The organism is Microvirgula curvata (genome assembly GCF_054781615.1).
In genome coordinates this window covers 40147-66110 of sequence record NZ_BAAGUB010000041.1, presented here as the reverse complement: position 1 = coordinate 66110, position 25964 = coordinate 40147, and the positions used below count along the sequence as shown (strand labels likewise).

24 protein-coding genes and 1 pseudogene are annotated in these 25964 nt (G+C 56.5%); 13 read left to right on the top strand and 12 right to left on the bottom strand.

All coding sequences use genetic code 11. The features are described from left to right. Nucleotides 1-419: 419 nt before the first annotated feature. Nucleotides 420-1271, bottom strand: a complete 852-nt coding sequence (locus tag ACYVG8_RS19295; RefSeq protein ID WP_460746644.1) for a hypothetical protein — start codon at nt 1269-1271, stop codon at nt 420-422. A gap of 383 nt (nt 1272-1654) precedes the next feature. Here ACYVG8_RS19295 and ACYVG8_RS19290 point away from each other — a divergent pair, with 383 nt between their 5' ends. Together ACYVG8_RS19290 and ACYVG8_RS19285 are read left to right on the top strand one after the other, a co-directional pair. Beyond that, a complete protein-coding gene (locus ACYVG8_RS19290; RefSeq protein ID WP_460746642.1) occupies nt 1655-1855 on the top strand; it encodes a helix-turn-helix transcriptional regulator in 201 nt (66 codons plus the stop codon). A 411-nt stretch (nt 1856-2266) separates the two neighbouring features. Then, nucleotides 2267-2941 (top strand): inovirus Gp2 family protein, encoded by a 675-nt coding sequence (locus ACYVG8_RS19285; protein ID WP_460746641.1) that lies wholly within the window; start codon nt 2267-2269, stop codon nt 2939-2941. Between the two features lie 95 nt (nt 2942-3036). Here the strand turns inward: ACYVG8_RS19285 and ACYVG8_RS19280 are convergent, their stop codons facing one another. After that, on the bottom strand, nt 3037-3972 hold the full coding sequence (locus tag ACYVG8_RS19280) for an ATP-binding cassette domain-containing protein (protein WP_460746640.1): 936 nt from the start codon (nt 3970-3972) through the stop codon (nt 3037-3039). Between the two features lie 151 nt (nt 3973-4123). Between ACYVG8_RS19280 and ACYVG8_RS19275 the strand changes: the two genes are divergently transcribed. Beyond that, nucleotides 4124-5071 (top strand): DUF932 domain-containing protein, encoded by a 948-nt coding sequence (locus ACYVG8_RS19275; protein WP_460746639.1) that lies wholly within the window; start codon nt 4124-4126, stop codon nt 5069-5071. Here the strand turns inward: ACYVG8_RS19275 and ACYVG8_RS19270 are convergent. Further along, on the bottom strand, nt 5068-5415 hold the full coding sequence (locus ACYVG8_RS19270) for a helix-turn-helix domain-containing protein (RefSeq protein WP_281661129.1): 348 nt from the start codon (nt 5413-5415) through the stop codon (nt 5068-5070). The genes ACYVG8_RS19275 and ACYVG8_RS19270 overlap by 4 nt on opposite strands. A gap of 143 nt (nt 5416-5558) precedes the next feature. Here ACYVG8_RS19270 and ACYVG8_RS19265 point away from each other — a divergent pair, with 143 nt between their 5' ends. The 4 genes from ACYVG8_RS19265 to ACYVG8_RS19250 all read left to right on the top strand — a co-directional run bounded on the left by ACYVG8_RS19265 (nt 5559) and on the right by ACYVG8_RS19250 (nt 8368). Next, the gene (locus tag ACYVG8_RS19265) at nt 5559-6116 is read left to right on the top strand and encodes a DUF4339 domain-containing protein (RefSeq protein ID WP_460746637.1); all 558 of its coding nucleotides are present in this window, start codon (nt 5559-5561) and stop codon (nt 6114-6116) included. A 13-nt stretch (nt 6117-6129) separates the two neighbouring features. Beyond that, a complete protein-coding gene (locus ACYVG8_RS19260; protein ID WP_460746636.1) occupies nt 6130-7047 on the top strand; it encodes a GTPase family protein in 918 nt (305 codons plus the stop codon). Nucleotides 7048-7117: 70 nt separating this feature from the next. Beyond that, nucleotides 7118-7564, top strand: coding sequence for a hypothetical protein (locus ACYVG8_RS19255; protein WP_460746634.1), 447 nt, complete (start codon nt 7118-7120; stop codon nt 7562-7564). A 39-nt stretch (nt 7565-7603) separates the two neighbouring features. Continuing rightward, nucleotides 7604-8368: a TylF/MycF/NovP-related O-methyltransferase gene (locus ACYVG8_RS19250; protein WP_460746633.1), complete on the top strand. Its 765-nt coding sequence runs from the start codon at nt 7604-7606 to the stop codon at nt 8366-8368. A gap of 310 nt (nt 8369-8678) precedes the next feature. Here the strand turns inward: ACYVG8_RS19250 and ACYVG8_RS19245 are convergent, their stop codons facing one another. The 9 genes from ACYVG8_RS19245 to rpmH all read right to left on the bottom strand — a co-directional run bounded on the left by ACYVG8_RS19245 (nt 8679) and on the right by rpmH (nt 18636). After that, nucleotides 8679-9632 (bottom strand): hypothetical protein, encoded by a 954-nt coding sequence (locus tag ACYVG8_RS19245; RefSeq protein ID WP_460746632.1) that lies wholly within the window; start codon nt 9630-9632, stop codon nt 8679-8681. Beyond that, nucleotides 9629-11362, bottom strand: a complete 1734-nt coding sequence (locus ACYVG8_RS19240; RefSeq protein ID WP_460746630.1) for a zinc ribbon domain-containing protein — start codon at nt 11360-11362, stop codon at nt 9629-9631. Before ACYVG8_RS19240 ends, ACYVG8_RS19245 begins: the two co-directional genes overlap by 4 nt. 297 nt (nt 11363-11659) lie before the next feature. Continuing rightward, nucleotides 11660-12919: an N-6 DNA methylase gene (locus ACYVG8_RS19235; protein ID WP_460746629.1), complete on the bottom strand. Its 1260-nt coding sequence runs from the start codon at nt 12917-12919 to the stop codon at nt 11660-11662. Nucleotides 12920-13396: 477 nt separating this feature from the next. Beyond that, on the bottom strand, nt 13397-14599 hold the full coding sequence (locus tag ACYVG8_RS19230) for a tyrosine-type recombinase/integrase (RefSeq protein WP_460746627.1): 1203 nt from the start codon (nt 14597-14599) through the stop codon (nt 13397-13399). 185 nt (nt 14600-14784) lie between these two features. Continuing rightward, complete coding sequence (gene mnmE, locus ACYVG8_RS19225; RefSeq protein WP_028500706.1) at nt 14785-16143, bottom strand: tRNA uridine-5-carboxymethylaminomethyl(34) synthesis GTPase MnmE; 1359 nt, start codon at nt 16141-16143, stop codon at nt 14785-14787. A gap of 121 nt (nt 16144-16264) precedes the next feature. Then, complete coding sequence (yidC, locus tag ACYVG8_RS19220; protein ID WP_028500705.1) at nt 16265-17920, bottom strand: membrane protein insertase YidC; 1656 nt, start codon at nt 17918-17920, stop codon at nt 16265-16267. A gap of 20 nt (nt 17921-17940) precedes the next feature. Then, on the bottom strand, nt 17941-18150 hold the full coding sequence (gene yidD, locus ACYVG8_RS19215; protein WP_028500704.1) for a membrane protein insertion efficiency factor YidD: 210 nt from the start codon (nt 18148-18150) through the stop codon (nt 17941-17943). Further along, nucleotides 18126-18488, bottom strand: coding sequence for a ribonuclease P protein component (gene rnpA / locus ACYVG8_RS19210; RefSeq protein WP_028500703.1), 363 nt, complete (start codon nt 18486-18488; stop codon nt 18126-18128). Before rnpA ends, yidD begins: the two co-directional genes overlap by 25 nt. A gap of 13 nt (nt 18489-18501) precedes the next feature. Beyond that, a complete protein-coding gene (gene rpmH / locus ACYVG8_RS19205; protein WP_028500702.1) occupies nt 18502-18636 on the bottom strand; it encodes a 50S ribosomal protein L34 in 135 nt (44 codons plus the stop codon). A 193-nt stretch (nt 18637-18829) separates the two neighbouring features. Between rpmH and dnaA the strand changes: the two genes are divergently transcribed. The 6 genes and pseudogenes from dnaA to ACYVG8_RS19175 all read left to right on the top strand — a co-directional run bounded on the left by dnaA (nt 18830) and on the right by ACYVG8_RS19175 (nt 25790). Then, a complete protein-coding gene (gene dnaA / locus ACYVG8_RS19200; protein WP_107888997.1) occupies nt 18830-20245 on the top strand; it encodes a chromosomal replication initiator protein DnaA in 1416 nt (471 codons plus the stop codon). Nucleotides 20246-20284: 39 nt separating this feature from the next. Further along, on the top strand, nt 20285-21391 hold the full coding sequence (gene dnaN / locus ACYVG8_RS19195) for a DNA polymerase III subunit beta (protein ID WP_028500700.1): 1107 nt from the start codon (nt 20285-20287) through the stop codon (nt 21389-21391). Between the two features lie 282 nt (nt 21392-21673). After that, nucleotides 21674-24067 (top strand): DNA topoisomerase (ATP-hydrolyzing) subunit B, encoded by a 2394-nt coding sequence (gyrB, locus tag ACYVG8_RS19190; protein WP_028500699.1) that lies wholly within the window; start codon nt 21674-21676, stop codon nt 24065-24067. A 200-nt stretch (nt 24068-24267) separates the two neighbouring features. After that, nucleotides 24268-24393, top strand: a pseudogene (locus ACYVG8_RS19185) (transposase); the annotation flags it as partial. A 456-nt stretch (nt 24394-24849) separates the two neighbouring features. Continuing rightward, nucleotides 24850-25275 carry a MarR family winged helix-turn-helix transcriptional regulator gene (locus ACYVG8_RS19180; RefSeq protein WP_158537466.1) on the top strand — a complete coding sequence of 142 codons (426 nt, stop codon included), beginning with the start codon at nt 24850-24852 and terminating at the stop codon, nt 25273-25275. Between the two features lie 50 nt (nt 25276-25325). Then, nucleotides 25326-25790: a cupin domain-containing protein gene (locus ACYVG8_RS19175; protein ID WP_460746625.1), complete on the top strand. Its 465-nt coding sequence runs from the start codon at nt 25326-25328 to the stop codon at nt 25788-25790. Nucleotides 25791-25964 lie beyond the last annotated feature (174 nt).

The following is a 25964-nucleotide window of genomic DNA, read 5'->3' as shown; positions in this document are numbered from 1 at the left end:
TTTGGCCAGATTCTTGTTGCGACTAAGCCTGCGAACGGCTTGCGATGGAGCGCCTTAGGCCGCAAAAGAGCACGATCACCACAGACGACCCAAGTTGCCTGGCCGCTGCGGTATTTCTGCTGTCGCGCCGCCAACGACCAGGGTTCGGCGAACGGCCGCAGGAACTCCATCCAGCATGGATAGCATAGGCGAAGGCCTAAGTAGTCTTGTAATGCCCCGTTGTGACCTCCTGAGGCGACAGATCACCGGCTCGACCACCCCGGCGACTGTCGTCTTGCTCTGGATGATCCAGCACTAGTGCACTTTTGCACCTGGTGGGTCCGCCGTTTGCTGTTGTCTGCCATCGTCTGTTTCCCTTGGTCATGGCATGAGTAAATTTTTACTGGGCTATTACACGTGCGCCCATGCGATGGCCAGGCTCACTCGAATCTCTTTTCCCAGCCAGCCAAGTAGACGCCTTTCTCAGACTCCTTCTTGATCAAGATTTCAAGGACTTGAGCGCGACTCAAAACATGAGTTTCAGTCAGCTTATCAAGAAAATTGACGGCAGCCTTAGACAAAATAAAATTATATTGTTTTTTCTCTGTCTGTCGCTCCCTGCTGCGTTGACGATTCCAGCTTTGCCGAATATTTTTAAGCTTTAGTATTATTTCAGCCGAGCTGAAATTCATTTGATCAAAAAACATAAGTAAATCATTGTAATTTTCGATTGGCTCTCGGCCTCGATCAAAGCCCCTTTCATTTTTTTGCAACCAACCCCATGCGAATTTGCATCGCATGTCACCTTCAACCTCATCAGAAAACCATTTAAATTTGCAGTCGCCCTCTTTGTGCAAAAACCAATCTTTTTTTATTTCTTTTATTTGATAAATTTTATCCTGGATGTCAAATCTCCACACATCAATCATTGCAATCAGGAGATCTCGCCCTTGCAAATGCAATGTTTGGAAGAAAAACCTTTCATTGACGCGTCTCTGCAGAATTGGCCGTAGCCATTCTTGCAATCTTTTCTCTTCAGAAATCCATGAAAGCTCACTTTCAGGAACCATGTATTTTTGGATTGATCTTTCTATTTCCTCTTCCATATAAGGTCTTCTCGAAAAACAATTAGCAATCGACTCCCTCATCAAACTTGTGCCGCACTCAATAGGGGCAAGATCCTCCTTAAAATTAAAATACAAGTACATCCACGTATAAATTTCTCTCCTGATATCGTCACGAGATCTTTTCATAGGCTTAGTCAAGTCCCTATTACCTCTTAATATTTTCATAGTTTTTTCCTATCGAAAACATTGATTTGATTTATATTCCGTTTTAACTTTCTATTGTTTCTATCACGGCTCTAGTCGAGAAACTAGCTTGATTATACTGCCAGACTACTCTAAATACATTACTGTTCTATGTAATCTCTAGGGATCGATATGGTCGATCACTACGTTGAAATACAGCAAGTTATAAAAATTTACGACGCAACAATCATTCATCTACTGAAGTTGGTACACAAGACAAAACACCATGGCTATCCACCGCAGGAAGCAACAACGATCTCCTGCCTGGGCAGCTCAAGACAGCAGGCCTCAGCCTGGAAGGCTTGACCACAAGCCGAAAACAGTGATGGGGAAAAACATGTCGCAGGCCAATCCTCTGTGCAAACATGAGGTACTTCACAATGAGAATAATCCGCCTGAAAGAAGTCATTAACTCAACGGGGCTGGCTCGCTCGACCATCTACAAGAACATTTCTGAAGGAAGCTTCCCAAAACCCGTCCCCTTAGGCGATCGCTGTGTCGGCTGGCTGGAAAGCGAGGTCCATGACTGGATCCTGGAGAGAATCAAAGAACGAGACTTGAGCTAGCACGCCAAAACAGTCGAAAACACCAGAAGTCGAACCACGCACCCAAACCATGACCAGGCTCTTCCCTGGTCATGGTTTTTATGCTATTCCTAGTCAGTCCGGGGGAACATCCAGACTTCACATGACTAATATTTCTACAGAGTGACGTTCAGAAAAAATTCCCGTGCGTAGCGGCCACTTACAGAAAAAATCCACGATAAAAACTGGAGCGCAAATTTCTGTTTAGTAATATGAATTACAGATATCCATCAAGACAGATCAGAGCTGTGCCACAAGAACGCCTTGCCTGGTCAATCCCATGGGAAACATGGATGACTGCAAGAGGCTTCCATCCTGAATCCCCCTCTCCCGGAGAGTAAAAAAATACATCTCCTGCTGTGTCTATGTATTGACCAACAGGATGATCTCGAAATGCCCCCCTCCACCACAGCACGGCGCCATAGCGTCAACACAAATCTTCACTTGCATCACGCAGACAGCTTCTGCGGACTCCCGGTTATAGCTCGGCATGCTCCGTTCATTCAGGAGTACCTGAGGCGGCTCCATGACACCTTGCAGCGTGCCCTGGACGAGCACCCCAGGACCCTTGCCGTGCGGTTTGATCTGCGGCTCCCTGAAGAAGAACTCTTCCCCCTTGGTGCATTCACTAATCAAGTGATGCCACGTTTCATTGACTCGCTGAAGGCGAAGATTGCTCATGACCGGGAACGGTCCCGTCAGAGCTATGGCAAAGTCCACCACACCAGTGTCCGCTACGTATGGGCCCGGGAACTTGGCCTCACTGGGAAGCCGCACTACCACTGCGTGCTCTTTCTCAACCAGGATGCCTACTTCTCCTTTGGGTGCATCGGCTCTGGCCAGGAGAACACCTACAGCCGCATTCAGTCCGCTTGGGCCAGTGCGCTCAGGCTGTCCCACGACGATGTGACTGGACTGGTCCATGTGCCTGACAACTCAACGTATCGACTGCGTAGGGATGATGCAGAAGGGCTGGAAGCGTTCTTCCATCGGGCCAGCTACCTCTGCAAGGCAGCGACCAAGGGCTATGGGGATGGGCAGCATGCCTTTGGTTGCAGCAGGAGATAAAGGCCGGATAGACCGGTTCCTGAGAGACAAGGCACAGAGCTCTCTTCGGCCACTGCGGGTAAAGCAGCGCAGGAGCCGAAGCTCCATGCATCACCTCACAAATGCCCGGAAAAATGACACGAAAGGAATGGTCCCGTCACGGATGCCGAGGCATTGATCATTACCTCTGGCGGGCCCTCAAAAATGATTCTTCCGCCCTTCTTGCCTGCCCCAGGTCCCATCTCGATCAACCAGTCGGCATGAGCCATGACATCCAGGTTGTGCTCGACCACAATGACGGTGGCGCCTCGCTGCGTGAGGTCATCGAAAATGGTAAGCAGCCGATCGACATCGGACATATGCAGGCCGGACGTCGGCTCATCGAAGACATACAAGCGGCCTTTCTCGGCCAATCTGGATGCCAGTTTCAGACGCTGGCGCTCGCCGCCGGACAGGGTACTCAACCGCTGTTCCAGCGACAGATAGCCCAATCCCACTCTGGAGAGCCGATGCAATGGCTCAACGATGTCGTCATGACAGGATTGGAAATGCCGCAGCGCCTGTTCCACAGAGAAGTCCAGAACCTGGGCAATATTGCAATTCATCCAGGTGTTCGCGCGTGCAGCCTCGTTGAATCCCGTAGCACCGCAAGCATCGCAAGGTGTTTCCACGCTGTCCATGAAAGCCAGGTCGGTCTGTACTGACCCCAGGCCCTTGCATACAGGACAAGCCCCCTGAGCGTTGCTGCTGAACAGGCTGGCGGGCTGGCCACAGCTCTTCGCAAAACCTGAGCGGATCTCGTCGAGTACACCAATATAGCTTGCGACTGACGAGCGTCGTGTTCCTCCCAAGCCTTTCTGGTTGATCAGAATGGCGTGTGGGCAATGGCGCGGCAGCAGGCGGTTGACGAGTGTGCTTTTACCGGAGCCGGCAACGCCCGTCACCACGGTCAGCACGCCCGTGGGTATGGATACGTTGACATCGCGCAGGTTGTGCAGTGAAAGGCCATGTAAGACGATCTGTCCCATCGCGGCGCGCGGGGCGCGCTTCATGGGCGCGGCCCGTCGCAGGTAACGTCCCGTTAGGGTATCCCAAATTTTTTCACCCACATATCACCCTCCCGGTTACAGGCAGAGACACCCCGTCACTGCCTTCCTCTACCTGCCCTGGCTCACCACCAGGGCATTTTTCCGGGAGTCTGATATGTCTCATCTCATCGAAACCATGGCCTATGTCGGCCAAGTCCCCTGGCACGGCCTCGGCAACCCGTTGTCCACCCAGCAACCGCTTGATGTCTGGCAGCGCGAAGCCGGCATGGACTGGACCATCGAGCACAGCGACGTGCTGTTTGAAGTGGCGGGCGGCGAGTCGCTGTTGCGCCCTTATCCGGACAGCAAGGTGCTGTATCGCTCCGACACCCTGGCGCCGCTGTCAGTGGTGTCCAAACGCTACAAGGTGGTGCAGCCGCAGGATGTGCTGCACTTCTATAACGATCTGGTCTCGGCTGGCGGCTTCGAGCTGGAAACCGCCGGGGTGCTGAAAGGCGGACGCAAGCTGTGGGCGCTGGCGCGTACCGGGCAGGAGACCGTGCTCAAGGGCGGTGACCGGGTCAAAGCCTATCTGCTGCTGGCAACCAGTTGCGATGGCACCTTGTGCACCACGGCCCAGTTCACCTCGGTCCGGGTTGTGTGCAACAACACACTGCAAATGGCAGTGGGTGAATGCAGCGGAGCGGTCAAGGTGCCGCACTCGACCGTGTTCGATCCGCGTCAGGTCAAGGAAGCGCTCGGCATCGGTCTGTCCGGCTGGGAGGCGTTTATTGGTCAGATCAAGGCACTAAGCCGGCGTCCGGTCTCTGCTGACGAAGCCCGCGTGTTCTTCCATGACGTACTGGACGAAGCCCCAGTGGAAGACGCCGGGGCTTCGCGTGCCTGGCAGCAGCTCGAACGGCTATATGCCGGCGCTGGCATGGGCGCCGAGCTGCCCGGGGCGCGCAACACCGCCTGGGGCCTGGTCAATGCGATGACCGAGTACGTTGACCACCACCGCCGGGCGCGCAGCCAGGACTACCGGCTGGATTCCGCCTGGTTCGGCCAGGGGTCGCTGCTGAAGCGCAAGGCACTCGATCAGGCACTGGTTCTACTCGACTAGGCGCGGGTCAGGCGGCTCACCAGCCGTTCGACCAGTTCGACCACCAGTTCACGGTCTTCATCCCCCAGTGTCGACAGCAGTCGGCTGACGCGATGCTCCTGGTCCAGCGGACGGTTGCTCGATTCACTGAGCAGATCCGCAGTCTCACAGCGAAAAATCTGCGCCAGCTCCACCAGCCGCGCCACCGTCGGCATGACGATACCGCGCTCGATACGCGACACCGCTTCATTGCCAATCCCCAGCCGCTCGGCCACCTCATCCTGGGTCAGATTCACCGCCTGGCGATGGCGAGCAATGCTTTTGCCTACCCGCTGCGCCAGTGTCTTCATATCCGGTTCTGCCATTACGCCCTCCAATTCAACCTTGATAGTTGACTATCACCCCGTTGACATGAAGGTGCCGTAAGGTTGAAATACAACCCAATGAGTTGAATAACGACTTCCAGATATGTGGCTGGCCTTCCCCCCGTCACAAGAAAGGTATTCCCATGAATGAATGGCATTACGAAAAGAATGGCCAGCGCCATGGCCCGATCAGCACCGAAGCCATGCAGACCCTGATCGAACACGGCTCCCTCAACGGCCAGACCCTGGTCTGGGCCACCGACCTCACCACTTGGCTTCCCCTCGCCAATACGCAGTTGGCGATTCACCTGCCCCACAGCACACAACCGCCGGCACTGCCGGCCAGCCACATCAGCAACACGGTGATCTGGGTACTCGCCCTGGCGCCCCTGCTGGGACTGCTACTGGAATCCGCCGTTGCCGGCATGCGTGCACAGAGCGAACTGACCGTCGATTACGAAGTCGCCCAGGCCCTCAGCAGCGGCCAGTACTGGTACGTCACCCTGTTGCTCAATTGCGGCTTGTCCCTGTGGGACGAACGGCGACTGAAAGCCGCCGGGGTCGACACCGCCGCCTTCGGCAAGCTGGTGCTACTTGTTCCGGTCTATCTGTGGAAGCGTGCGCAGTCGCTGCACCAGCGCCCGACCTATTTCTGGGCCTGGCTCGGCCTGTTCGGGCTGAGTCTGCTGATCACACGCTAACGGAGGGGCCCTCATGTTCAACCAATGGCCCGCTCTGGGCGACGAAGAACCACTATCCAGCTCCAAGCCGGATACCTCGGCCGGGCTGTTTGATCAGCTAAGTCCCCATCTCACCGCCCTGACAGCCGAGCAACTGGAAGCCGTGCGAGCGCGTATCCGCCAGGTCGTGCAATACCAGGCGGTCGTCGGCGTGCTCGGCAAGACTGGCGCCGGCAAGTCTTCGCTGTGCAATGCGCTATTCGGTCAGGAAACGGCCAGCGTCAGTGATGTTGAAGCCTGCACCCGCCATCCGCAGGAGATCACCCTCAGCTATCAGAACGGCAAGGGTCTGTCGCTGCTCGATGTGCCCGGCGTAGGCGAAAGCACCACCCGTGACGCCGACTACACCGAGCTGTATGCCAGCCTGATGAAAGAGCTCGATCTGATCCTGTGGGTGATCAAGGCTGATGACCGGGCCCTAAGTGTGGACGAGCAGGTTTATCGCGACATCGTGCAGCCCTACGCCGACCAGCATCAGGTGCCGGTGATCTTCGTCATCAACCAGGTCGACAAGATTGAGCCAAGCCGTGAATGGGACTGGCAGCGCAATCTGCCCAGCCCCCGTCAGGCCGCCAATATCGAGACCAAGCGCGCCAGCATCAGCCGGCAGTTGGGGGTTTCCCCCAGCCAGGTATGTGCCGTCTCCGCTGAAGCGGGCTACCAGTTGATCGCGTTGATCGACACCGTCATCAGCGTGCTGCCCGCAGAGAAGCGCTGGAGTATCGCCCGCGAGGCACGCGAGGAACACGTCTCAAAAAAGTCCCGTCAGGCGGCGGAACAAGGACTGTGGGAGAGCATCAAGTCTTCACTGCCCGGCATCGTGGTTCGTGAAATCGCTATTCCCCTCGCTAACCGGGCGTTCTCCGCCTTTCTCAACTTCTTCCGCCGTTAACACCCAGGCCCGGATCGGCTCATGCCGTCCTGGGCTTTTTGCCTATTTAAAATGAAAGAAAGGTTCCATCATGAAAAAGTACCTCCTCCTGCTCGCAGCCCTGACCGCCGCCGGCCAGGCTCAAGCCTTTGGCGAAAACGGCCGCTGGTCCAGTGGTTGGGGACAAGGTGTGAGTGAATACGTCGTGGTCAGCGGTAAAACCCAGCTGTACATCGCCTGCAGCAACTATGACGAACTGGCCAGCGTCACCCTGACCGTCAACGGCCGCGACTACGGCATGGACCCGAATCCGCCCTTCGACCTGATCGTCGACGGCAAGGTCCTAAGCGCGTTCTACGACACCTCATCGCACGTAGGCAGCAACAACTTCAATTACGGCTGGGCAGCGATCCGCAAGGCCAAGACTCTGCAAGTCCGTCCCCAGGGTGGCAAGCTGATCAACCTGCCAGTACAAGGAGCCAGCAAAGTACTGCCAGCCGCCGGCAGCAAGAGCTTCAGTTGCCGCACGGCCATGTAACGCCGCCCCATGGACAAGCACTGCCATGACGGAGAACCCATGACCGCCCCCACCGCCCTGCCCAACAGCGCCATCGCCGGCCGGCACAGCAGCAAGGACAAAACCGCCTACGGCCTGGCCGAAGCCGCGTTTCAGCAATCCAGCCTGTCGGTCCTCGACAAGCTGGAAAACTTCCCGCGCTTCTCGACCAAGCGCGCACTGGCGCGCTTTATGGCCAAGGAGCAACTGTTCCAGCAGATCCTGCCGATCACCGGCATCATCGTCGAATGTGGCGTCTACAACGGCGCCGGACTCTTCACCTGGGCACAGTTGTCGAATATCCACGAACCGGTCAACTACACGCGCAAGATCGTCGGCTTCGATACCTTCGAAGGCTTCCCCAGCGTCAACGCCGTGGACAACCAGGGCAGTCTGCACAGCCAGCCCGGCGACATCTGCGGCAGCCCGCTGGAAGAGCTCGAACGCTCAGTCGAGAAGTACAACAGCGAGCGCCACCTGGCGCACATCCCGAATGTCGAACTCGTCAAAGGCGACTTCACCCAGACCGCCGCGCAGTACCTCGCAGCCAATCCGCACACCATCATCTCCTTGCTCTACCTCGACTTCGACCTGTACGAACCGACGAAGAAGGCACTGGAGCTATTTCTGCCCCGAATGCCGAAAGGTGCCATCGTCGCCTTCGACGAGATCAACTGCGAGTCGTTTCCGGGAGAGACGCTGGCCCTGCAGGAAATCGTGGGGATCGGCACGCATGAGATTCGGCGGTTTCCGTTTGAGCCGTGGGTGTCGTATATGGTGCTTTGAGAAAAGGACAGCAATATCTGAAGTACGGCATAGCCCCCTACTGCACAGCCTCGGTGCTGCGCAGTAGGGGTGCTGCTGTTTATTTTATTGGCACTTTTTTCTTGTGGCATCATCCAGTGGGTGCAGACCACGGTTGCCTGGCATGGCCGGCACGAAAGGCCGCTACTCGGCCAAAGCGGTCTTTCGTACCCCAGATAAGAATGGCTGCTTCCTTGTTGGAAGCAGCCACAAAAGTATCTAGTAAATGGGAGGCTATTTATTCACCTAGGATTTAGTTGTTAACAAGGCCGCTTAGCCTAAAATAATTAGATCATTGTTTTTGGTTCGCAGGTTGTGCTTCTTGTCTTTGATTAGAAGCTTCCCTTTGAAGTTCTGCTAAATCAGCATTTTTTTCTGAAATAAACCTATCATACATCTCCTTGGCTTTTTGAGATTTAATGCTATCAGCTTTTGTTGCAAATAAATTATAATATTTTATATATGTAATTTTGTCATCATTGTAGTTTTTTTTCCAAAAAGTATCAATTGAACGTCGCACAGCCTCTTTTCGCTCTGATTTGTTTTTTGGTATTGGAAATGTTCTATCCATAATAGAGCGATACACAGCATTGTTTATCGACTTCACTACGGATCGAATATTTCCCGCAATTAAATTTAACTCATCCTTGCCAAGGATAAGCGGTTTTTCAAATAAAGAATTATGAGTATTTAAACCTAATTTCATTGCATTCTTAGCGCCAAGTTTTCCAAAGCGATGAACACAACAATGCCTGAGTTGACATATTTTGTCGAACTCCTTGACAACCCTTTCGTCTAGGCTAAGATCAATGCCAATTAAGCCTTTGAAGGTTTCTTTTATATTTCCCGAGTGAACAAAGGAGTACTCATCCATAAGAGCCTCCGGCAAAAGCTGTTTGCTATGATGCAGAGCTGCACCAAAGGTGATATTTTTTTCTTCTGCGACCTTTAATGAATGAGGGTCAATCAGAATCAAGCCTCGCACCAATGATCGGACATAACTTTCTACAGCAGACATATATCCAAGAAATGCTACGGTAGCCAGCTCACGAGATATATTATCACCATTTATCCATAGCAAATTAAGTGCATTCGAGTTTTTCAGGAACTGGTCTATTGGGGAATCACCATTTTCCTTATAGTTTCTATCGAAAAGTCTCTCGGTGCTCACTGGTGTGGTTATTGCTGGAACGGCAACAATTGCTGAATAATCAGCAGTAGAAACGGTTTGATTGGAAGCGCTCATTGCAAAAAATCATCCACAAAGCCAGTAATAACATTTATTATTTTTTCCGCTCTTGCCTGACCAATGCGGTGCATCCTTCTTAGTTCTGCCCCTGGATCTTGTGCAGACAAAAAATCACCAATTGTTTTGAACTTGGTAAGTTCCTTTTTTATTTTCTCTGTTTGCCACTTGGTTAAGCCTGGAACTTCATGTAGAGGCAAAGAGATACAGCTTTCAAAGGTTGAGCTATCAATTAACTCAGAGCCACAGTTGTGGCAAAATTTCTGCGATTGCTGCACTCTCTCGGTACCGCATGAACTGCAAGGCGGCAGGTCGAATTTTAATGAATCCAATTCGTCTTTATTTAGCAGAGAAGAAATTGCACGCCTGAGAGGCTGTTTTCCAGATTTTAAATTTAGTTTGTCTACTATTATACGAGGGGACCACCCCCTTTCGTTGGCGGAAAACGCTCGCTGATTAAGCAGGGCAGCGATATGAGGCACGTAACGATTATAATTTCTATCGGCCCCGTGAGAAACTTTCTCTGGCACTTCATATAGCAGACCAGCTTCAATCAAAAGGTTAAACATTCTTTCGACATGTGGCTTTTCGTCAATCCCTGATATCCCAACGCGGAGTTGTTTAACTCCCTTCTCCAACTGGGTATCGTTAAATTCTTTAAGCGCAATCACAATTTTGGAAAATAATGTCTCTCCTTGCTCTATAAGTGTTCTTAATTTGGGGGACTTAAGTGATATCGAACGAAACTCTTCTAGCCTAGCTTCTACGTGAGCTTGTATAATTCGATTAAGACCCTGTTGAGGCGTCTTAAATCCACCCGTTTGATATTCTTTTAGCATAAAAAGAAATGCCCTGGGAATTCCAAATGCCGCAAACTTTAAATACTCTTTTACGTCCTCGGCAATTTCTGTATAATTTTCAATTCGTCTAGAGGCTATTGCCGACATTGTGTCACTATATGAACTATCCTCTACAGATAGCCAGACAGAATGAAAACCACCTTCTTGAGTTGGGTGAAAACGAGCTCCGTACTCAGTGGTCCCAGGATAGACAGATGCTTTAGGAGAAATTTTTGCTGTTTTTAGTGTTCTAAATATATCAAAAAATTCCCCCATGTACTCTGGCGTCAATGTTAGCGCAGCATCATCTAACAATAATATACAACGCGGACGGCAGCTTATTTCCAATAAATTATCTATGATATTTTTTGTATTGTAGATAGTAAGTTCATTTGCCAAGTCTTGCTCTTGAGTCGTTAAAGGGAGATTCTTCTCAAGTCGACCAACTAATTTTTCTAATTCTTTTATATTAAGGTAGTTGAGGCATCCATAGATATCATCTTGATTAAATTCATTGGTGTCAGCTATTGTTTCGTATGCTGCTAAAATTATACGAGCAAGAACCCATGAGTGAAAGAGAGTTATTGCATTTGCTCTTGAGACGAGCATAGGCTCAAGGCGATAATAGCGATTGAAGGAAACATAAATAGCAAGAGGTTTTTTTGAGTCGTCTCTACATAAAAGGGCTGCATAACGCATCATGTGCGTTTTTCCGCATCCACGCGGACCGACAATTAGAGTGGTCTGTCTTTTTATTAGCGATTCAACAATCCCATCGAAAAAATCACTTGTTGCAGTGTCGCGCTTTAGTTCATCATTTGTAATAAAATCCGCCCGTTGCTCTAGCGCGATATCTAAATCATCTGCCTCGATAAGATTCAAATCACTCATTATGATTCCCCTGAAAAGGCTGCTTTCATTCAATTAATTATAGATAGATAAATATACTAACAGCCTAGAGCCGAACACATTGCCATTATTTTTTTATTTATCTGAAATCAAAAAAATACCCTGACATAGATAGCTCAAAGCACTAAATGCATCTGGCCATAAATGCATCTGACCACCTGTTCTTTTTTGAAATTCATTGAAACAATCCAAAAAGAAACAAAGTGATACGCGTGAATCACTTTGTCAATACAAGAAAAAATAAACTACCGGCTCAACCCTAACAACTAAGCAGACCGCTTACTTTATTATCACCAGATCTAGTATGTCAGAGGTTGACAAATACCTAGCCCCGACCCCGTGCGCAGATGCCTCCAGCGCACGACGCCCGCTTTTACTAGTCAGAAATACCATCAAAGGCAGCCGATCTTTCTCCCTTACACGTAGAGTAAACACGCAGTCACTGACTACGCAGGGGCCATGCTGAACGAGGGCAATTTTCTCATGAAGGTTTCGCCCAATTCTTGCAATTAAGATGTCCCCAGGCATTGAAACTCTTATGCGTGTTGGCAATCCATTTTGCATATGCTGAGTCAGCCGGAACCGCTTCGGCACAACTAAATCCCCAGCAGAAAAATCATTTAAGTGAAATACCGGCCAGCCGCACTGCGAAATCTGGTGTGAGCTGATTGACCCGCGTGTTAAGTTTAAAGTTATGTCACGGATACACTGAATACTCCCCTCCCTGTAGGGGTGGGGCTGATCTCTAGCCGACACATGGTATGCATAGTCCAAGCGCCGTTGAGCCAAGTCAGCAGTAATTGCAATCGGTTCAGACACCATGCCATCCATACCCACTTGGCGAAGTGTAACGGCGTCTGTTTCACCACTCTTCTTTGCCAGCACGACAAGATAGGTTTGAGCTTCAGTACCAGCAAACACCCGTCGTGGGAGCTGTACGACCTGTTCAACAAAATGCTCGCGCAATAAGTTACGTCTAACTCCCGCGAATTTTTCTGCCGTGATTAGTCCGTCAGGGAGAATTAAACCAAGCTTTCCACCTTGCCTGAGGAGCCTCAAATTCTGGGCGATAAACAATAAGTCAGCCCCAGCATCGTGGATGGATTTCAAGGCACCAGACAAACCCGCATCCTCAAGAATGTGGCTAAAGCTTGAGCGCCAGCGTGGTCTAACGTAGGGAGGGTTGCAAACTGCTACATCAACACTGCCTAGTGGAAGGCCAATTTGATTTGCCAGATCATCATCTAACGCATCATGTACATAATGCGTAAAGCTGCCAAGCTTACGCTTAGCCAATTGATTTAGAAAATGCGCAGAAGAATAATCCATATCAACAGTGATGATCTCGGCATTGTGCCACTTGTCGCCAGCCGCAGTTGCCAGTGCGCCACGGCCAGCGCCGAGCTCTACTATGACACTGGGGTCATGAATATGCATTTCGCCTATAAGACACTGGCTCACCCAGTCCACAGTGTAGTAGCGCCCCCAACTATCAGACGTAGAGCTTGGGCGAGAAAGGTCTGCTTGTAGCGAGAGCATTTTGTATACAGGAAGTGTTCAATAAAATTGTTTCAAGTGCCAAGTTCACTTTATTGATTGTTGATTTTATGTCATTGGCATTCAAAATGCGAGTGATTTTCAGGCAAGACCCACGCCCAATGCAAGAGGATAGCCCCTATAGTAACTGCACTTTTCCTGAGGTCCAAGGATGGGGCGATTTATCCCATGGTTGGTGAGCATCATATAGCAGCCGACGTACCCATCCAGTTCAGAAGGCTGCTTTGGCAGACCACCGGCCGGTGGTCTCCGCAACATCGGCAATCTTGCCCTCGCTGGCATGGTGGCCAAGCCACCATACAGAGGGAAGGCGAGAGGTCATTAACGCTTACTGGCCCACTCCTGGTGCTGCACTTGAATTGACCTTCGTCGGCGGGAAGGAAGACCAGCGCCACGAGCACCATAGCACGTGCGAGGTCATAGAACTGCCCACACCTGTGGGAAAGGACCCCAAAGCACTCAAGGCACGATCCTACTTCCCTCGACTTGCCCCTGAACAAAGTCAGCCCAGGCCTGCAAAATGAGCCGACGTTGCTCGGCATACTCTGCACGGTTGTACACGCCCTTGATACCAGGGATCTTGTGGGCAAGAGCTTTCTCTATGGCATCGGATGGATAACCCATCTCATGCAGGTGAGTCGAAGCGGTGCGACGGAAGTCATGCAGGACAAAGTGCTGTACTTCCAGTGCCAGGGCCCGGATGGCCTGGTTCAACGTGCTACTGGAAATCGGACGGTCTACCGCCCCGCGAGAGCTGGGGAACAAATAGGCAGATCGGCCAGACAGATTTCGCAGCTCTTGCAACAGATCTTTGGCTTGTTGTGACAGATAGACCCGGTGAGGTCGGTCTCTTTTCATGCGTTCGGCCGGAATGTCCCAGACCCCGGCCTCAAGGTCGACCTCTTCCCACTTCGAGTTTGTCAGCTCGGTTTTACGCACCATCGTGATGGCCAGAAGGTGAAGGGCCAGTTTCAGCGACCGGCGAATATCCGAGGCATACACCCCTCGCAGGACCTCACCAATCTCTTTTCCAGACAAAACCCGAGTCCGGCTTTCTTCCGTTGCGATGAAGCGAGCCACCAGGGAGGCAGCGGGGTTGTAGTCCACCAACTGCCTGGCGATAGCAAAGTCATACATCCGCTTGAGTACATTGCGGGTGAGTAGCGCCATTTTGGGTGCTCCACGGGACTTGATCCGGTCACACAGCTCAAGGATGTCAGCGGGTTTTACCTCTCTCAGAGGCATGTCACCCAGTCTGGGTAAGACGTCCTTGACCAGAATACGTCGCATGGTCGACTGGTAACTATCAGACTTGCCTGGTAACTGCTCAGCAATCCATGCCTCTGCAAAAGCAGCAACCGTGTTCAGCCGCTCAAGCTTGTCTTTCTGCACTGCTCGTTTGGGTGACTCCCCGTTAGCCACCAGAGCAGCCCAGGCATCCCTCTGCCTGCGGGCAGCAGCCAGGCTGATATCCGGATAGCTACCGATGGTCAGTGCCGGCTGGCGGACACCGTACTGTTGGTAGCGGTATCGCCAGATTCTGGAACCACTCGGCATGACTTCCAGCAACAGCCCACCGGTATCGCTAACCCGGTAACGTTCAGCCCGGGGCTTCAGCGCCTTAATTTTGGTATCGGTCAGCGGGGTAGACTGGCGTGGCATGGCAGCTCTCGGTTACTCACTCGTAGGTACACAATAACCAAAACCCAGTCATTTGTGTACCAAAGCGTGTACCTAAAGTGGCTGGATGTCCACGGACATACCGGGATTCTGCAGGACAAATAGGCCGACTAGTCGCTGGTTTTCACAGGATTAATGGATGTCCCGGGATCCCATGGGACATAAAATTATTTTCCGATGCAGAACCGGCTGAAAATCACCCCGAGCAGGTCGTCGGCCCGGAACTCGCCGGTGATCTCCGACAATGCCTCCTGCGCGCGGCGCAGGTGCTCGGCGAACAGCTCGGCGGCCAGCCCGTAGGCGTCCTGGGCGGCGTCCAGTTCCGCGCTGGCGCGACGGATGGCGTCGAGGTGGCGCTCGCGGGCCAGGTACAGGCCCTCGCGTTCGCCCTGCCAGCCGATGGCATCGAGCAGCACATGGCGCAGCACGTCGACCCCCGCCCCCGAGCGGGCCGACAGGTGGACGATCTGATGGCCGTCGCCTTCGCTCAGGCCGGCGGCCTCGCCGCTGAGGTCGATCTTGTTGAACACGACCACCCGCGGCAGGCGGTCCGGCAGGCGGGCGAGGATGGCGGCATCGTCGGCGGTCACGCCGTCGCGACCGTCGATCAGCAGCAGCGCCAGATCGGCCTGGTCCACGGCGGCCCAGGTACGTTCGATACCGATTTTTTCCACCACGTCGGCCGTGTCGCGCAGACCGGCAGTGTCGATGATGTGCACCGGCACCCCGTCCAGCACCACCTGTTCGCGCACGGTGTCACGAGTGGTGCCGGCCACCTCGGTGACGATGGCGACCTCGTCGCCGGCCAGCGCGTTCATCAGACTGGACTTGCCGACATTCGGCTGGCCGATCAGCACCACCCGCATGCCCTCGCGCAGCAGCGCACCCTGACGGGCGGTGGCCAGCACGCCATCCAGGCGCGAGCGCACTGCCGCCAGCCGGCCCAGCGCATTGGCCTTTTCCAGCCACTCGACATCGTCTTCCTCAGGGAAGTCGAGCGTGGCCTCGGTCAGCATGCGCAGCTCGATCAGCGTGTCGACCAGCGCATTCACGTCACGCGAGAACGCCCCCTTCAGCGACATCAGCGCCGAGCGTGCGGCGGCCTCGCTCTGCGCATCGATCAGGTCGGCCACGCTTTCGGCCTCGACCAGATCGAGCTTCTCGTTCAGGAACGCCCGCTTGGTGAACTCGCCCGGCTCCGCCAGCCGCGCGCCCAGTTCCATGCAGCGCGCCAGCAGCATCTTCAGCACCACCGGGCCGCCGTGGCCCTGCAGTTCGATCACGTCCTCGCCGGTAAACGAGTTCGGCCCCGGGAAGTACAGCAGCAGTCCGCTGTCGATGGCGCGGCCATCGGCGTCGACAAAGTTGGCATACAGCGCCCGGCGCGGCAGCGGCGACTTGCCGCCGGAAATGACCTGGGCGAACGCTTGCAGCGACGGGCCGGACACACGGATGACGCCGACGCCGCCCCGCCCGGGGGCGGTGGCGACGGCGGCGATGGTTTCGGGGGCGTAGAGGGTGTTCATGGTCTTATTGTTTCATGGGCCGTGCGGCACGGCACAAGGAAATGAATGGCAAACGCCCGTTCCGGCAAGGGAACGGGCGTTTGCGGTCGCGCCGGTCAGACCGGCGCGCGGACGTCACGCATCAGGAGTTTCGCTCGACCGCAGCGGCCTTCTCGATGTTCTTGTTGACGAACCACTGCTGGGCGATCGACAGGATGTTGTTGGTCAGCCAGTAGAGCACCAGGCCCGACGGGAAGAAGAAGAACATCACCGAGAACGCCAGCGGCATGATCTTCATCATCTTCGCCTGCATCGGATCGGTCGGCGGCGGGTTGAGGAAGGTCTGCGCGAAGGTGGTCGCAGCCATCAGCACCGGCAGGATGTAGAACGGGTCCGGACGGGTCAGGTCATGCACCCAGCCGAGCCACGGCGCCTGACGCAGTTCCACCGACGCCAGCAGCGCCCAGTACAGGCCGATGAACACCGGGATCTGCACCACGATCGGCAGGCAGCCGCCGAGCGGGTTGACCTTCTCGGCCTTGTACATCTCCATCATCGCCTGCTGGAACTTGGCACGATCGTCGCCGAACTGCGCCTTCAGACGTTCCATGCGCGGCGCAAGCGCCTTCATCTTCGCCATCGAGCGGTAGCTGGTGGCCGACAGCGGATACAGCACCGCCTTGACGATGACCGTCAGCAGCACGATCGCCCAGCCCCAGTTGCCGACCAGACCATGCAGGGTCTGCAGCAGCCAGAACAGCGGCGTGGCGATAATGGTCACCCAGCCGTAGTCCTTGGTCAGTTCCAGACCCGGCGCGGTAGCTTTCAGCACCCTGGTCTCTTCCGGACCGGCATACAGCGGCACCGAGATGGTCTGCGTCGCCCCCGGTGCGATGACCGGCAGGTTGACGACCACGCCGGCCGAGTACAGGCCGCCCGCAACCGGCTTCAGCTCGAACTGGCAGCTCTGGGCGTTGATGCAGACGCTTTTGCCGTCGGTGGTCTTGAGGATCCACGCGCTGGCGAAGTAGTGCTGCAGCATGGCCACCCAGCCGTTGTCCGAGTTCTTCTCGTAGCTGGCCTTGTGCTTGTCCAGGTCCTCGAAGGCCACCTTCTGGAACTTGCCGGCGTCGGTATAGACCGCCGGGCCGGTGAAGGTGTGCGCGAAGCGGCCTTCGCCTTCCGGTGCCTTGCCGTCGCGCAGCAGCCGGTAGTAGGCGCTGGCGGGCAGCGGCCGGCCGGTTTCGTTATGGATGTCGTAACGGACGTCGATCAGGTACGAGCCACGGGTGAAGGTGAAGGTCTTCCTGACCTGCACCCCGTTTTCCGGCGGCGCAACCAGCGTGACCGACACGCTGTTCTGGCCATCGGCCAGCGTGTACTGGGTCTTTTCGACGCTGAACACGGTCTTGTGCGTCGGCAGGCCGACCACCGGCGACAGCAGGCCGCTCTGGGCGACATAGGTGCGTCCCCCCTGGTCGGTCAGCAGCGTCAGCGGCTTGGACGGGTCGTCGACCGAACCCTGTTGCAGCAGGTCCAGGCTGCGGACATCGCCACCGGCGGTATCGATGCGCGCGCGCACCATGTCGGTGGTGACTTCCACGCTCTGGCCCCTGGCCAGGTTCGCGGACGCGTCAGCCGTCGCAGCCGGTGCGCCGGACGTCGTCGTCACGCCGGATGCGGTATGCGTCGTCACGACGGCGGGTTTCGGCGCAGGCTTCGGCGCAAAGTATTCCTGCCAGACAAACAGGAGGCCGAAGGACAACGCGATGAAAACGATAAGACGTTTGGTATCCATCTCGTAACCGGGTGAGGGATTCAAGGAACCGGGTCGTAGCCGCAGCCGCCACCAGGGCGACAACGGCCGAGCCGTTTAAGCGCCAGCCAGCCACCCTTGCGCACGCCGTATTTCCGGACCGCCTCGATCGCGTACTGCGAACAGGTGGGCTGGAAACGGCAGCGCGGCGGGATCAGCGGACTGATGGCCAATTGGTAGAAACGAATCAGCGCGAGGACGATACGCGACATGTCGACAACCTGGCAAACAAAGCCGCTAACGCCTGCTCCACCTCGGCACGTTCGGCGGGACCGAACGCCGTTCTGGCGCGGACGACAAAGTCGAACGACGTCAGGCGGGCCGGGTGCTGGCGAAAGATCTCGCGGACTGAGCGCTTGATGTAGTTGCGGCGTACTGCCCGCTTGGCCGTCTTCTTGCCGACGACCAGCCCCAGCCGGGCATGCCCGAGCGTGTTGGGACTGACGTAGACCTGAAACCAGGCGTTGGTTCGCATCTGGCGCAAACGAAAAACGGATGAAAATTCATCCGTTTTCAGCAGACGCTGCGCGCGGCGAAAGCGAAAGGCCACGGGGCCTGAACGCTTAGACGGCCAGGCGCTTGCGGCCCTTGGCACGGCGGGCGCCAATGACGCTCTGACCACCACGGGTCTTCATACGGACGCGGAAGCCGTGGGTGCGTTTGCGCTTCACGACGGACGGTTGGAAGGTGCGCTTCATCTCGATACCCTATGTTCGGAACAGAAAATAAACGAGAGATTACAGCCGGAGATCGCTGTCTTGTCAACCATTTAACGGATTCATGGCTGTGGATAACTTCCCGGTTACAAGGTAGAATGCTTGATTGACCGGCGGTATGCCACAACACCTGCCGATTGTTTCCCCGCGTTCCCGTAACGCCGAACGTTTGCCAATGACCGATCTCTCCGCCTTCTGGCCACAGTGCCTGGCCCGTTTCGAGGCCGAGCTGTCGCCGCAGCAGTTCAACACCTGGATCAAGCCTCTCGTCTGCGTCGTCAGCGACGAGGGCGTGGTGCTGTACGCGCAAAACCGCTTTTCGCTCGGCTTCGTCAAGGACCGCTTCCTGGCCCGCATCGAGACCCTGGCGGAGGCGCTGTTCGGCGACGCCGTGTCGGTGGAACTGCGTATCGGCGGTGCCGCCGCCACGACGACCCCGGGCGAAAAAGCCCCGCGCCGCGCCGCCGTCAGTTCGGAAACCGGCGACGTCCAGATCCCGGCCGAGTCCACCCACACCCAGCAGCCACGGATGACCGCGCCCAAACCGGCCATCGGCGGCGGGCACGAAAGCACGCGGCTGAACCCGGCCTTCACCTTTGAAAGCCTGGTCACCGGCAAGGGCAACCAGCTCGCCCGCGCCGCTGCGCTGCAGATCGCCGACAATCCCGGTGATTCGACCTACAACCCGTTCTTCGTCTACGGCGGCGTCGGCCTCGGCAAGACTCACTTGATCCAGGCCATCGGCAACCACGTATTCCAGAAGAACCCGCAGGCCAAGATCCGCTACATCCATGCCGAGCGCTACGTCGCCGACATCATGCGCGCCTACCAGCACAAGGCCTTCGACGAGTTCAAGCGCTACTACCACTCGCTCGACCTGCTGCTGATCGACGATATCCAGTTCTTCGCCGGCAAGAACCGGACCATGGAAGAGTTCTTCTACGCGTTCAACGCGCTGCTCGAAGGCGGCAAGCAGGTGATCATGACCTGTGATACCTACCCGAAGCAGATAGAAGGCATGGACGAACGCCTGATCTCGCGCTTCTCGTGGGGCCTGACGGTCGAGATCCAGCCGCCTGAGCTGGAAATGCGCGTCGCCATCCTGATGAAGAAGGCCGAGGCCGACAACCTGAAGCTCGGCAACGATGTGGCGTTCTTCATCGCCCAGAACGTGCGTTCGAACGTGCGCGAGCTTGAAGGCGCGCTGAAGCGCGTTGTCGCCTATTCGCGCTTCTCGAACCAGCCGATTTCGCTGGAACTGGTCAAGGAAGCGCTGAAAGACATCCTGGCCGCCGGCAACCGGCAGATTTCCGTCGACAACATCCAGAAGACGGTTGCCGACTACTACAAGATCAAGCTGTCCGACATGCACAGCAAGAAGCGCAGCCGTGACATCGCCCGGCCGCGCCAGGTCGCGATGGCGCTGGCCAAGGAATTGACGCCGCTGAGCCTGCCGAATATCGGTGACGCCTTTGGCGGACGGGATCACACCACGGTGCTGCATGCGTGCCGCACCGTGGCCGACTTGCGCGAGTCGGACAGTGACATCTCCCGCGATTACAATGTTCTGCTCCAGATGTTGCGCAACTGAGCCCCCTGAATTCCATCTCCAGACGAGGAGTCAACTGACATGCAGATTTTGCAAGCCGATCGCGACGCCCTGCTAAAACCGCTCCAGGCCGTCACCGGCATCGTCGAGCGGCGCCATACCTTGCCGATTCTGGCCAACGTGCTGATCGAAAAGAAAGGCGACACGCTGACCTTTCTCGCGACCGACCTGGAAATCCAGATCACCCACGCCAGCCCGGACTCACTGGCCGGTGGTGACTTCCGCCTGACCACCTCGGCGAAGAAATTCTCGGACATCCTGCGCGCCATCCCGGATCACCAGACCGTATCGCTCGATCATGACGACGGCCGCCTGACGGTCAAGGCCGGCAAGAGCCGCTTCAACCTGCAGACGCTGCCGGCCGACGACTTTCCGCTGCTGTCGGTGTCGCACGACGCCCAGGCCAGCCTGACGCTGGCGCAGAAGGAATTCAAGGCGCTGCTGTCGCAGGTCCAGTACGCGATGGCGGTGCAGGACATCCGTTATTACCTGAACGGACTGCTGTTCGTGACCGACGGCAATCTGGTCAAGCTGGTGGCCACCGACGGCCACCGTCTGGCGTTCGCGCAGACCACGGTCGAGGCAAACCTGCCGAAGGCCGAAGTGATCCTGCCGCGCAAGACCATCCTCGAACTGGCCAAGCTGCTGGCCGACAACGACGAGGAAATCCAGATCGAGCTGCTGGCCAACCAGGTGCGCTTCGCCTTTGGCGGCACGGTAATCATCAGCAAGGTCGTCGACGGCAAGTTCCCGGACTACAACCGGGTGATCCCGCTCGACAACGACAAGATTTTCCTGATCGAACGTCAGGCATTCCAGCAGGCGCTGGGCCGGGCGGCGATTCTGGCCAACGAGAAGTTCCGTGGCGTCCGCATCGCCCTGCAGACCGGCAAGATGTCGATCCAGTGCAACAACAGCGAGCAGGAAGAAGCCGAGGAAGAACTGGAAATCGGCTACGTCGGCGACAGCCTGGAGATCGGCTTCAACATCGCCTATCTGCAGGATGCGCTGGCCGCGCTGCACGTCGACACGCTGCAGCTGGCCTTTGGCGATGCGAACCGCAGCACGCTGGTGACCATCCCGGAAAACCCGAACTTCAAGTACATCGTGATGCCGATGCGCATCTAGCCCGCCGTCAGACCATCGACAGCATCGAGCAGGTGCGGCGGCGGATTTTCCGCCCCGCCCTGCCCCAACCGCCCGGGCTCTGGTCAACGACCCGGGCGATGTATCGCCTGAGCGGGCAGCCGCCAGGCACAAGGACAGCAACGGACAGACCGCGGTGAACGCAGGCGGGGCGCAGTGCCCGGCCGTCGCAACGACCATTGCGGAATCCCGGCGGGGCCTGCCCCGCCAAGCCACGGACGCCCGCGCGCTGTCCATGAACAACCGACCGAATCGAGTAGAGTGATGAGTGAACAGGAATACGGTGCAGACAGTATCAAGGTGTTGAAGGGGCTGGACGCGGTACGCAAGCGTCCTGGCATGTACATCGGCGATACCTCGGATGGCACCGGCCTGCACCACATGGTGTTCGAGGTGCTGGACAACTCCATCGACGAGGCGCTGGCCGGCCACGCCGACACGGTGCGCGTCACCATCAACCCGGACAACTCGATCTCGGTCGAGGACAACGGCCGCGGCATCCCGACCGACATCCACACCGAAGAAAACCGCTCGGCAGCCGAAGTCATCATGACCGTGCTGCATGCCGGCGGCAAATTCGACAACAACAGCTACAAGATCTCCGGCGGTCTGCACGGCGTCGGCGTGTCGGTGGTCAACGCACTGTCCGACTGGCTGCGACTGAAGATCTGGCGTGACGGCAAGGTCCATGAAATGGAGTTCCGCCATGGCGAACCGGTCGCACCGCTGAAGGTCACCGGCCAGACCACCCATCGCGGCACCGAAGTCACCTTCTACGCCAGCCAGGAAATCTTCGGCACGGTCGAGTTCCATTACGACATCCTCGCCAAGCGCATCCGCGAACTGAGCTTCCTGAACAACGGCGTCGGCATCACGCTGGCGGACCGTCGCAACGGCAAGGAAGAGAACTTCGCCTTCTGCGGCGGCGTGGCCGGCTTTGTCGAGTACATGAACCGCAACAAGACCGCGCTGCACCCGAAGGTGTTCCACGCCATCGGCGAGAAGGAAGGCATGACGGTCGAGGTGGCAATGCAGTGGAACGACTCCTATCAGGAGAACGTCCAGTGCTTCACCAACAACATCCCGCAACGCGACGGCGGCTCGCACCTGACCGCACTGCGCCAGGTGATGACGCGAACCCTCAACCAGTATATCGAGCACAACGAGATCGCCAAGAAGGCCAAGGTCGAGACCAGTGGTGACGATATGCGCGAAGGCCTGACCTGCGTCCTGTCGGTCAAGTTGCCTGATCCGAAGTTCAGCTCCCAAACCAAGGACAAGCTTGTCTCCAGCGAAATCAGTCCGGTGATCAACGAAATCATCGGTCAGACGCTGTCCGAGTTCCTGCTCGAAAACCCGGTCGACGCCAAAATCGTCACCGGCAAGATCGTCGAGGCCGCCCGTGCCCGCGAAGCGGCGCGCAAGGCGCGTGAAATCACCCGCCGCAAGGGGGTGATGGACGGACTCGGCCTGCCGGGCAAACTGGCCGACTGCCAGGAGAAGGACCCGGCGCTGTCCGAACTGTACCTGGTGGAGGGCGACTCCGCCGGCGGCTCGGCCAAACAGGGCCGCGACCGCAAGTTCCAGGCCATCCTGCCGCTGAAGGGCAAGATCCTCAACGTCGAGCGCGCGCGCTTCGACAAGATGATCGCCAGCCAGGAAGTCGCCACGCTGATCACCGCCATGGGCACCTCGATCGGCAAGGACGACTACAACCCGGACAAGCTGCGCTACCACCGCATCATCATCATGACCGACGCCGACGTCGACGGTGCCCACATCCGCACGCTGCTGCTGACCTTCTTCTACCGGCAGATGCCGGAGCTGGTCGAACGCGGCCACATCTACATCGCCCAGCCGCCGCTGTACAAACTCAAGCACGGCAAGCAGGAGCGCTACCTGAAGGACGACAGCGAACTGAACCAGTTCCTGCTCGAACTGGCGCTCGACAACGCCCGCCTGATCCCGCGCGAAGGCGCCGACCCGATCAGCGGTGACGCACTCGGTGCGCTGGCACGCCAGTTCCTGGTCGCACAGGCAGTCATCGAACGCGAAAGCCGCGTCATCGACACGCTGGTGCTGAATGCCCTGCTGCACGTGCCGAGCATCAGCCTGGAAACCGAGGCCGACACCCGCGCGGCCATCGCCGCGCTGACGCCGGTGCTGGCCGAGTCTCCGATCTCGCTCGAAGCCGTCCATGACGAGAAGAACGACGGCTGGCTGGTGCGCATCATCCGCCACCTGCACGGCAACGCGATCACGACCTACCTCGACCAGAGCTTTATCGACAGCGCCGACTACGCGCAGGTCAGAAAGACCAGCGACATGCTGGCCGGCCTGATCGGCCCCGGCGCCGCCATCAAGCGCGGCGAAACCGCCGGCCGCCTGGTCGCCAGCTTCGACGAGGCACTGAACTGGCTGATGAACGAAGTCCGTCGCGGCATCAATATCCAGCGCTACAAAGGCCTGGGCGAGATGAACCCGGCCCAGCTGTGGGATACGACCATGGACCCGACCGTGCGCCGCCTGCTGAAGGTGCGCATTGAGGACGCCATGGCGGCCGACGACGTGTTCACCACGCTGATGGGCGACCAGGTCGAACCACGCCGGGCCTTTATCGAGAGCAATGCGCTGATTGCGCGGAATATTGATATTTGAGGGTGAAGGATCATCCCGCGATCTTCCAGGTTTTTCCCAAAAACCTAAATTTCGCGGGATTTGCTCATGAAGAAAGCCACCTACAAAGGTGGCTTTCTTCACTTTCTTTGGCCCATCATGTGACCTCCTCCCGAAAAACCGTAGCGGTGAGAAGTAGGGATTTCTGGCAAATTTGAGCCCATCCGGGCAGGAGATTTGTCATGAAAAAATCGAAGTTCACGGAAGAGCAGATTGCCTTCACGCTGCGTCAGGCGGAGTCGGGCGCCACGGTCGCGGAGGTCTGCCGCAAGGTGGGCATCTCCGAGGTCACCTTCTGCAACGGGAAGGTGAGGGTTGCAACCTTGAGCTTGCAACCTTTCTTGCAACCCTGAAAGGCCGCACCACGGGGACAGCCCTGCGAGAAGCTATCCGCAGCCTCTGCGCCTGGGCTCCGATGACGGGGGACCAGCTTGCAACCCTGCCTGGCCAGGATCGGCATTATCTGCGCAACAAGCATCTGATTCCCATGGTGCGCGATGGCGAACTGCGCTTCCGTTACCCGGAAAGCGCCAAACACCCGCATCAGGCTTATGTAACAGCCAAGGCGGGGGATCTTTGACATACCCCCCTGATTGTCTCCCTGCAGGTCAAAGCGTCGTCAACTTCCTGAACCCGGCCTTCCCGGCCACCACACCGGGCTTCGATGGCCTGACCGGCGCAGCGAAATGCAGGCTTCCGCCTGTTGTTGTGAAATATATGTATATGCACATACAATCCATGGCAACATCGACAAGAAGTGCGACATGAAAGCCATCCGCCTGCCCTGCTACTGCGGCTCCCTCCGGCAAGCATCGCGAGTCGTCACCCAGCTGTACGACCAGAAGCTCAAGCCTTCAGGCATCACCATCACGCAATTCGGCATCCTGAAGCTGCTGGCGGCATGCCCCGGCCTGAGCACAGGCAGCCTCGCCGAGGCCCTGGCGATGGACAGCACCACCCTCACCCGGACCCTGAAGATCATCCAGGAAAATGGCTGGATCGCCGTCACGACGGGAGACGACCGCCGCAAGCGCTGCTGGAGCATCACCCCCACCGGCCGGCAACATCTGGAACAGGCCGAACCGCTGTGGAAAAGCGCGCAACAGGAGTTCGCCAGGCTCGCGCATGACGTGGATCTGGACAGCTTGACCCGTACCGTGTTTCAGCTGGTGCAAAAAGTGGGAGAGTAATTTTTTCTCCAGATATGTGTATATGCATACTTTTTCATGCAAGGAAAACCATGAGCGCTACCCAACTCGACGTCACCCATGGCCAGCACTTCTCCGGCTCGCATATCGGCGCATTCAGCGACCTCGATCACTACCAGTTCTTTCACCCGCGGGGCAAGGGGCGTGGTTATCCGGGCAAGCTGTTCCTGAAAGAAGCGCTCGCCCTGGGCAGTATGGAAGTCTCGATCAACAAGCTGGGGCCTGGGCAAAGCATGCCGTTCAGCCACACGCATACTGCGCATGAGGAGCTGTATATCTTCCTCAAGGGGCATGGCCAGTTCCTGGTTGACGGCACGGTCATCGACGTACAGGAAGGCAGCGTAATTCGCGTCGCACCGGAAGGGGTTCGCTCCTGGCGCAACCAGTCGCGGGAAGATCTCCATTACATCGTGATTCAGGCAATGGCCGGCAGCATGTCGACCCGCACCATCGAAGACGGCGTGATGTGTGCGGACAAGCCCGTCTGGCCAGACTGAGGGGTTATGAACGGGGGGCCGATTTGGCAGGCGCAAGGCTGACGGCGCCCGTTCCATGCCCGGATCAGGAGTCACCCCCTGACCGAAGCGTTCGCTTCAATCGTCAAATTCGAGCTGGTGGCGATCTGGTTTTTGACACTGATTTGCTAAATACATTGAGCAAAAATCATGTTT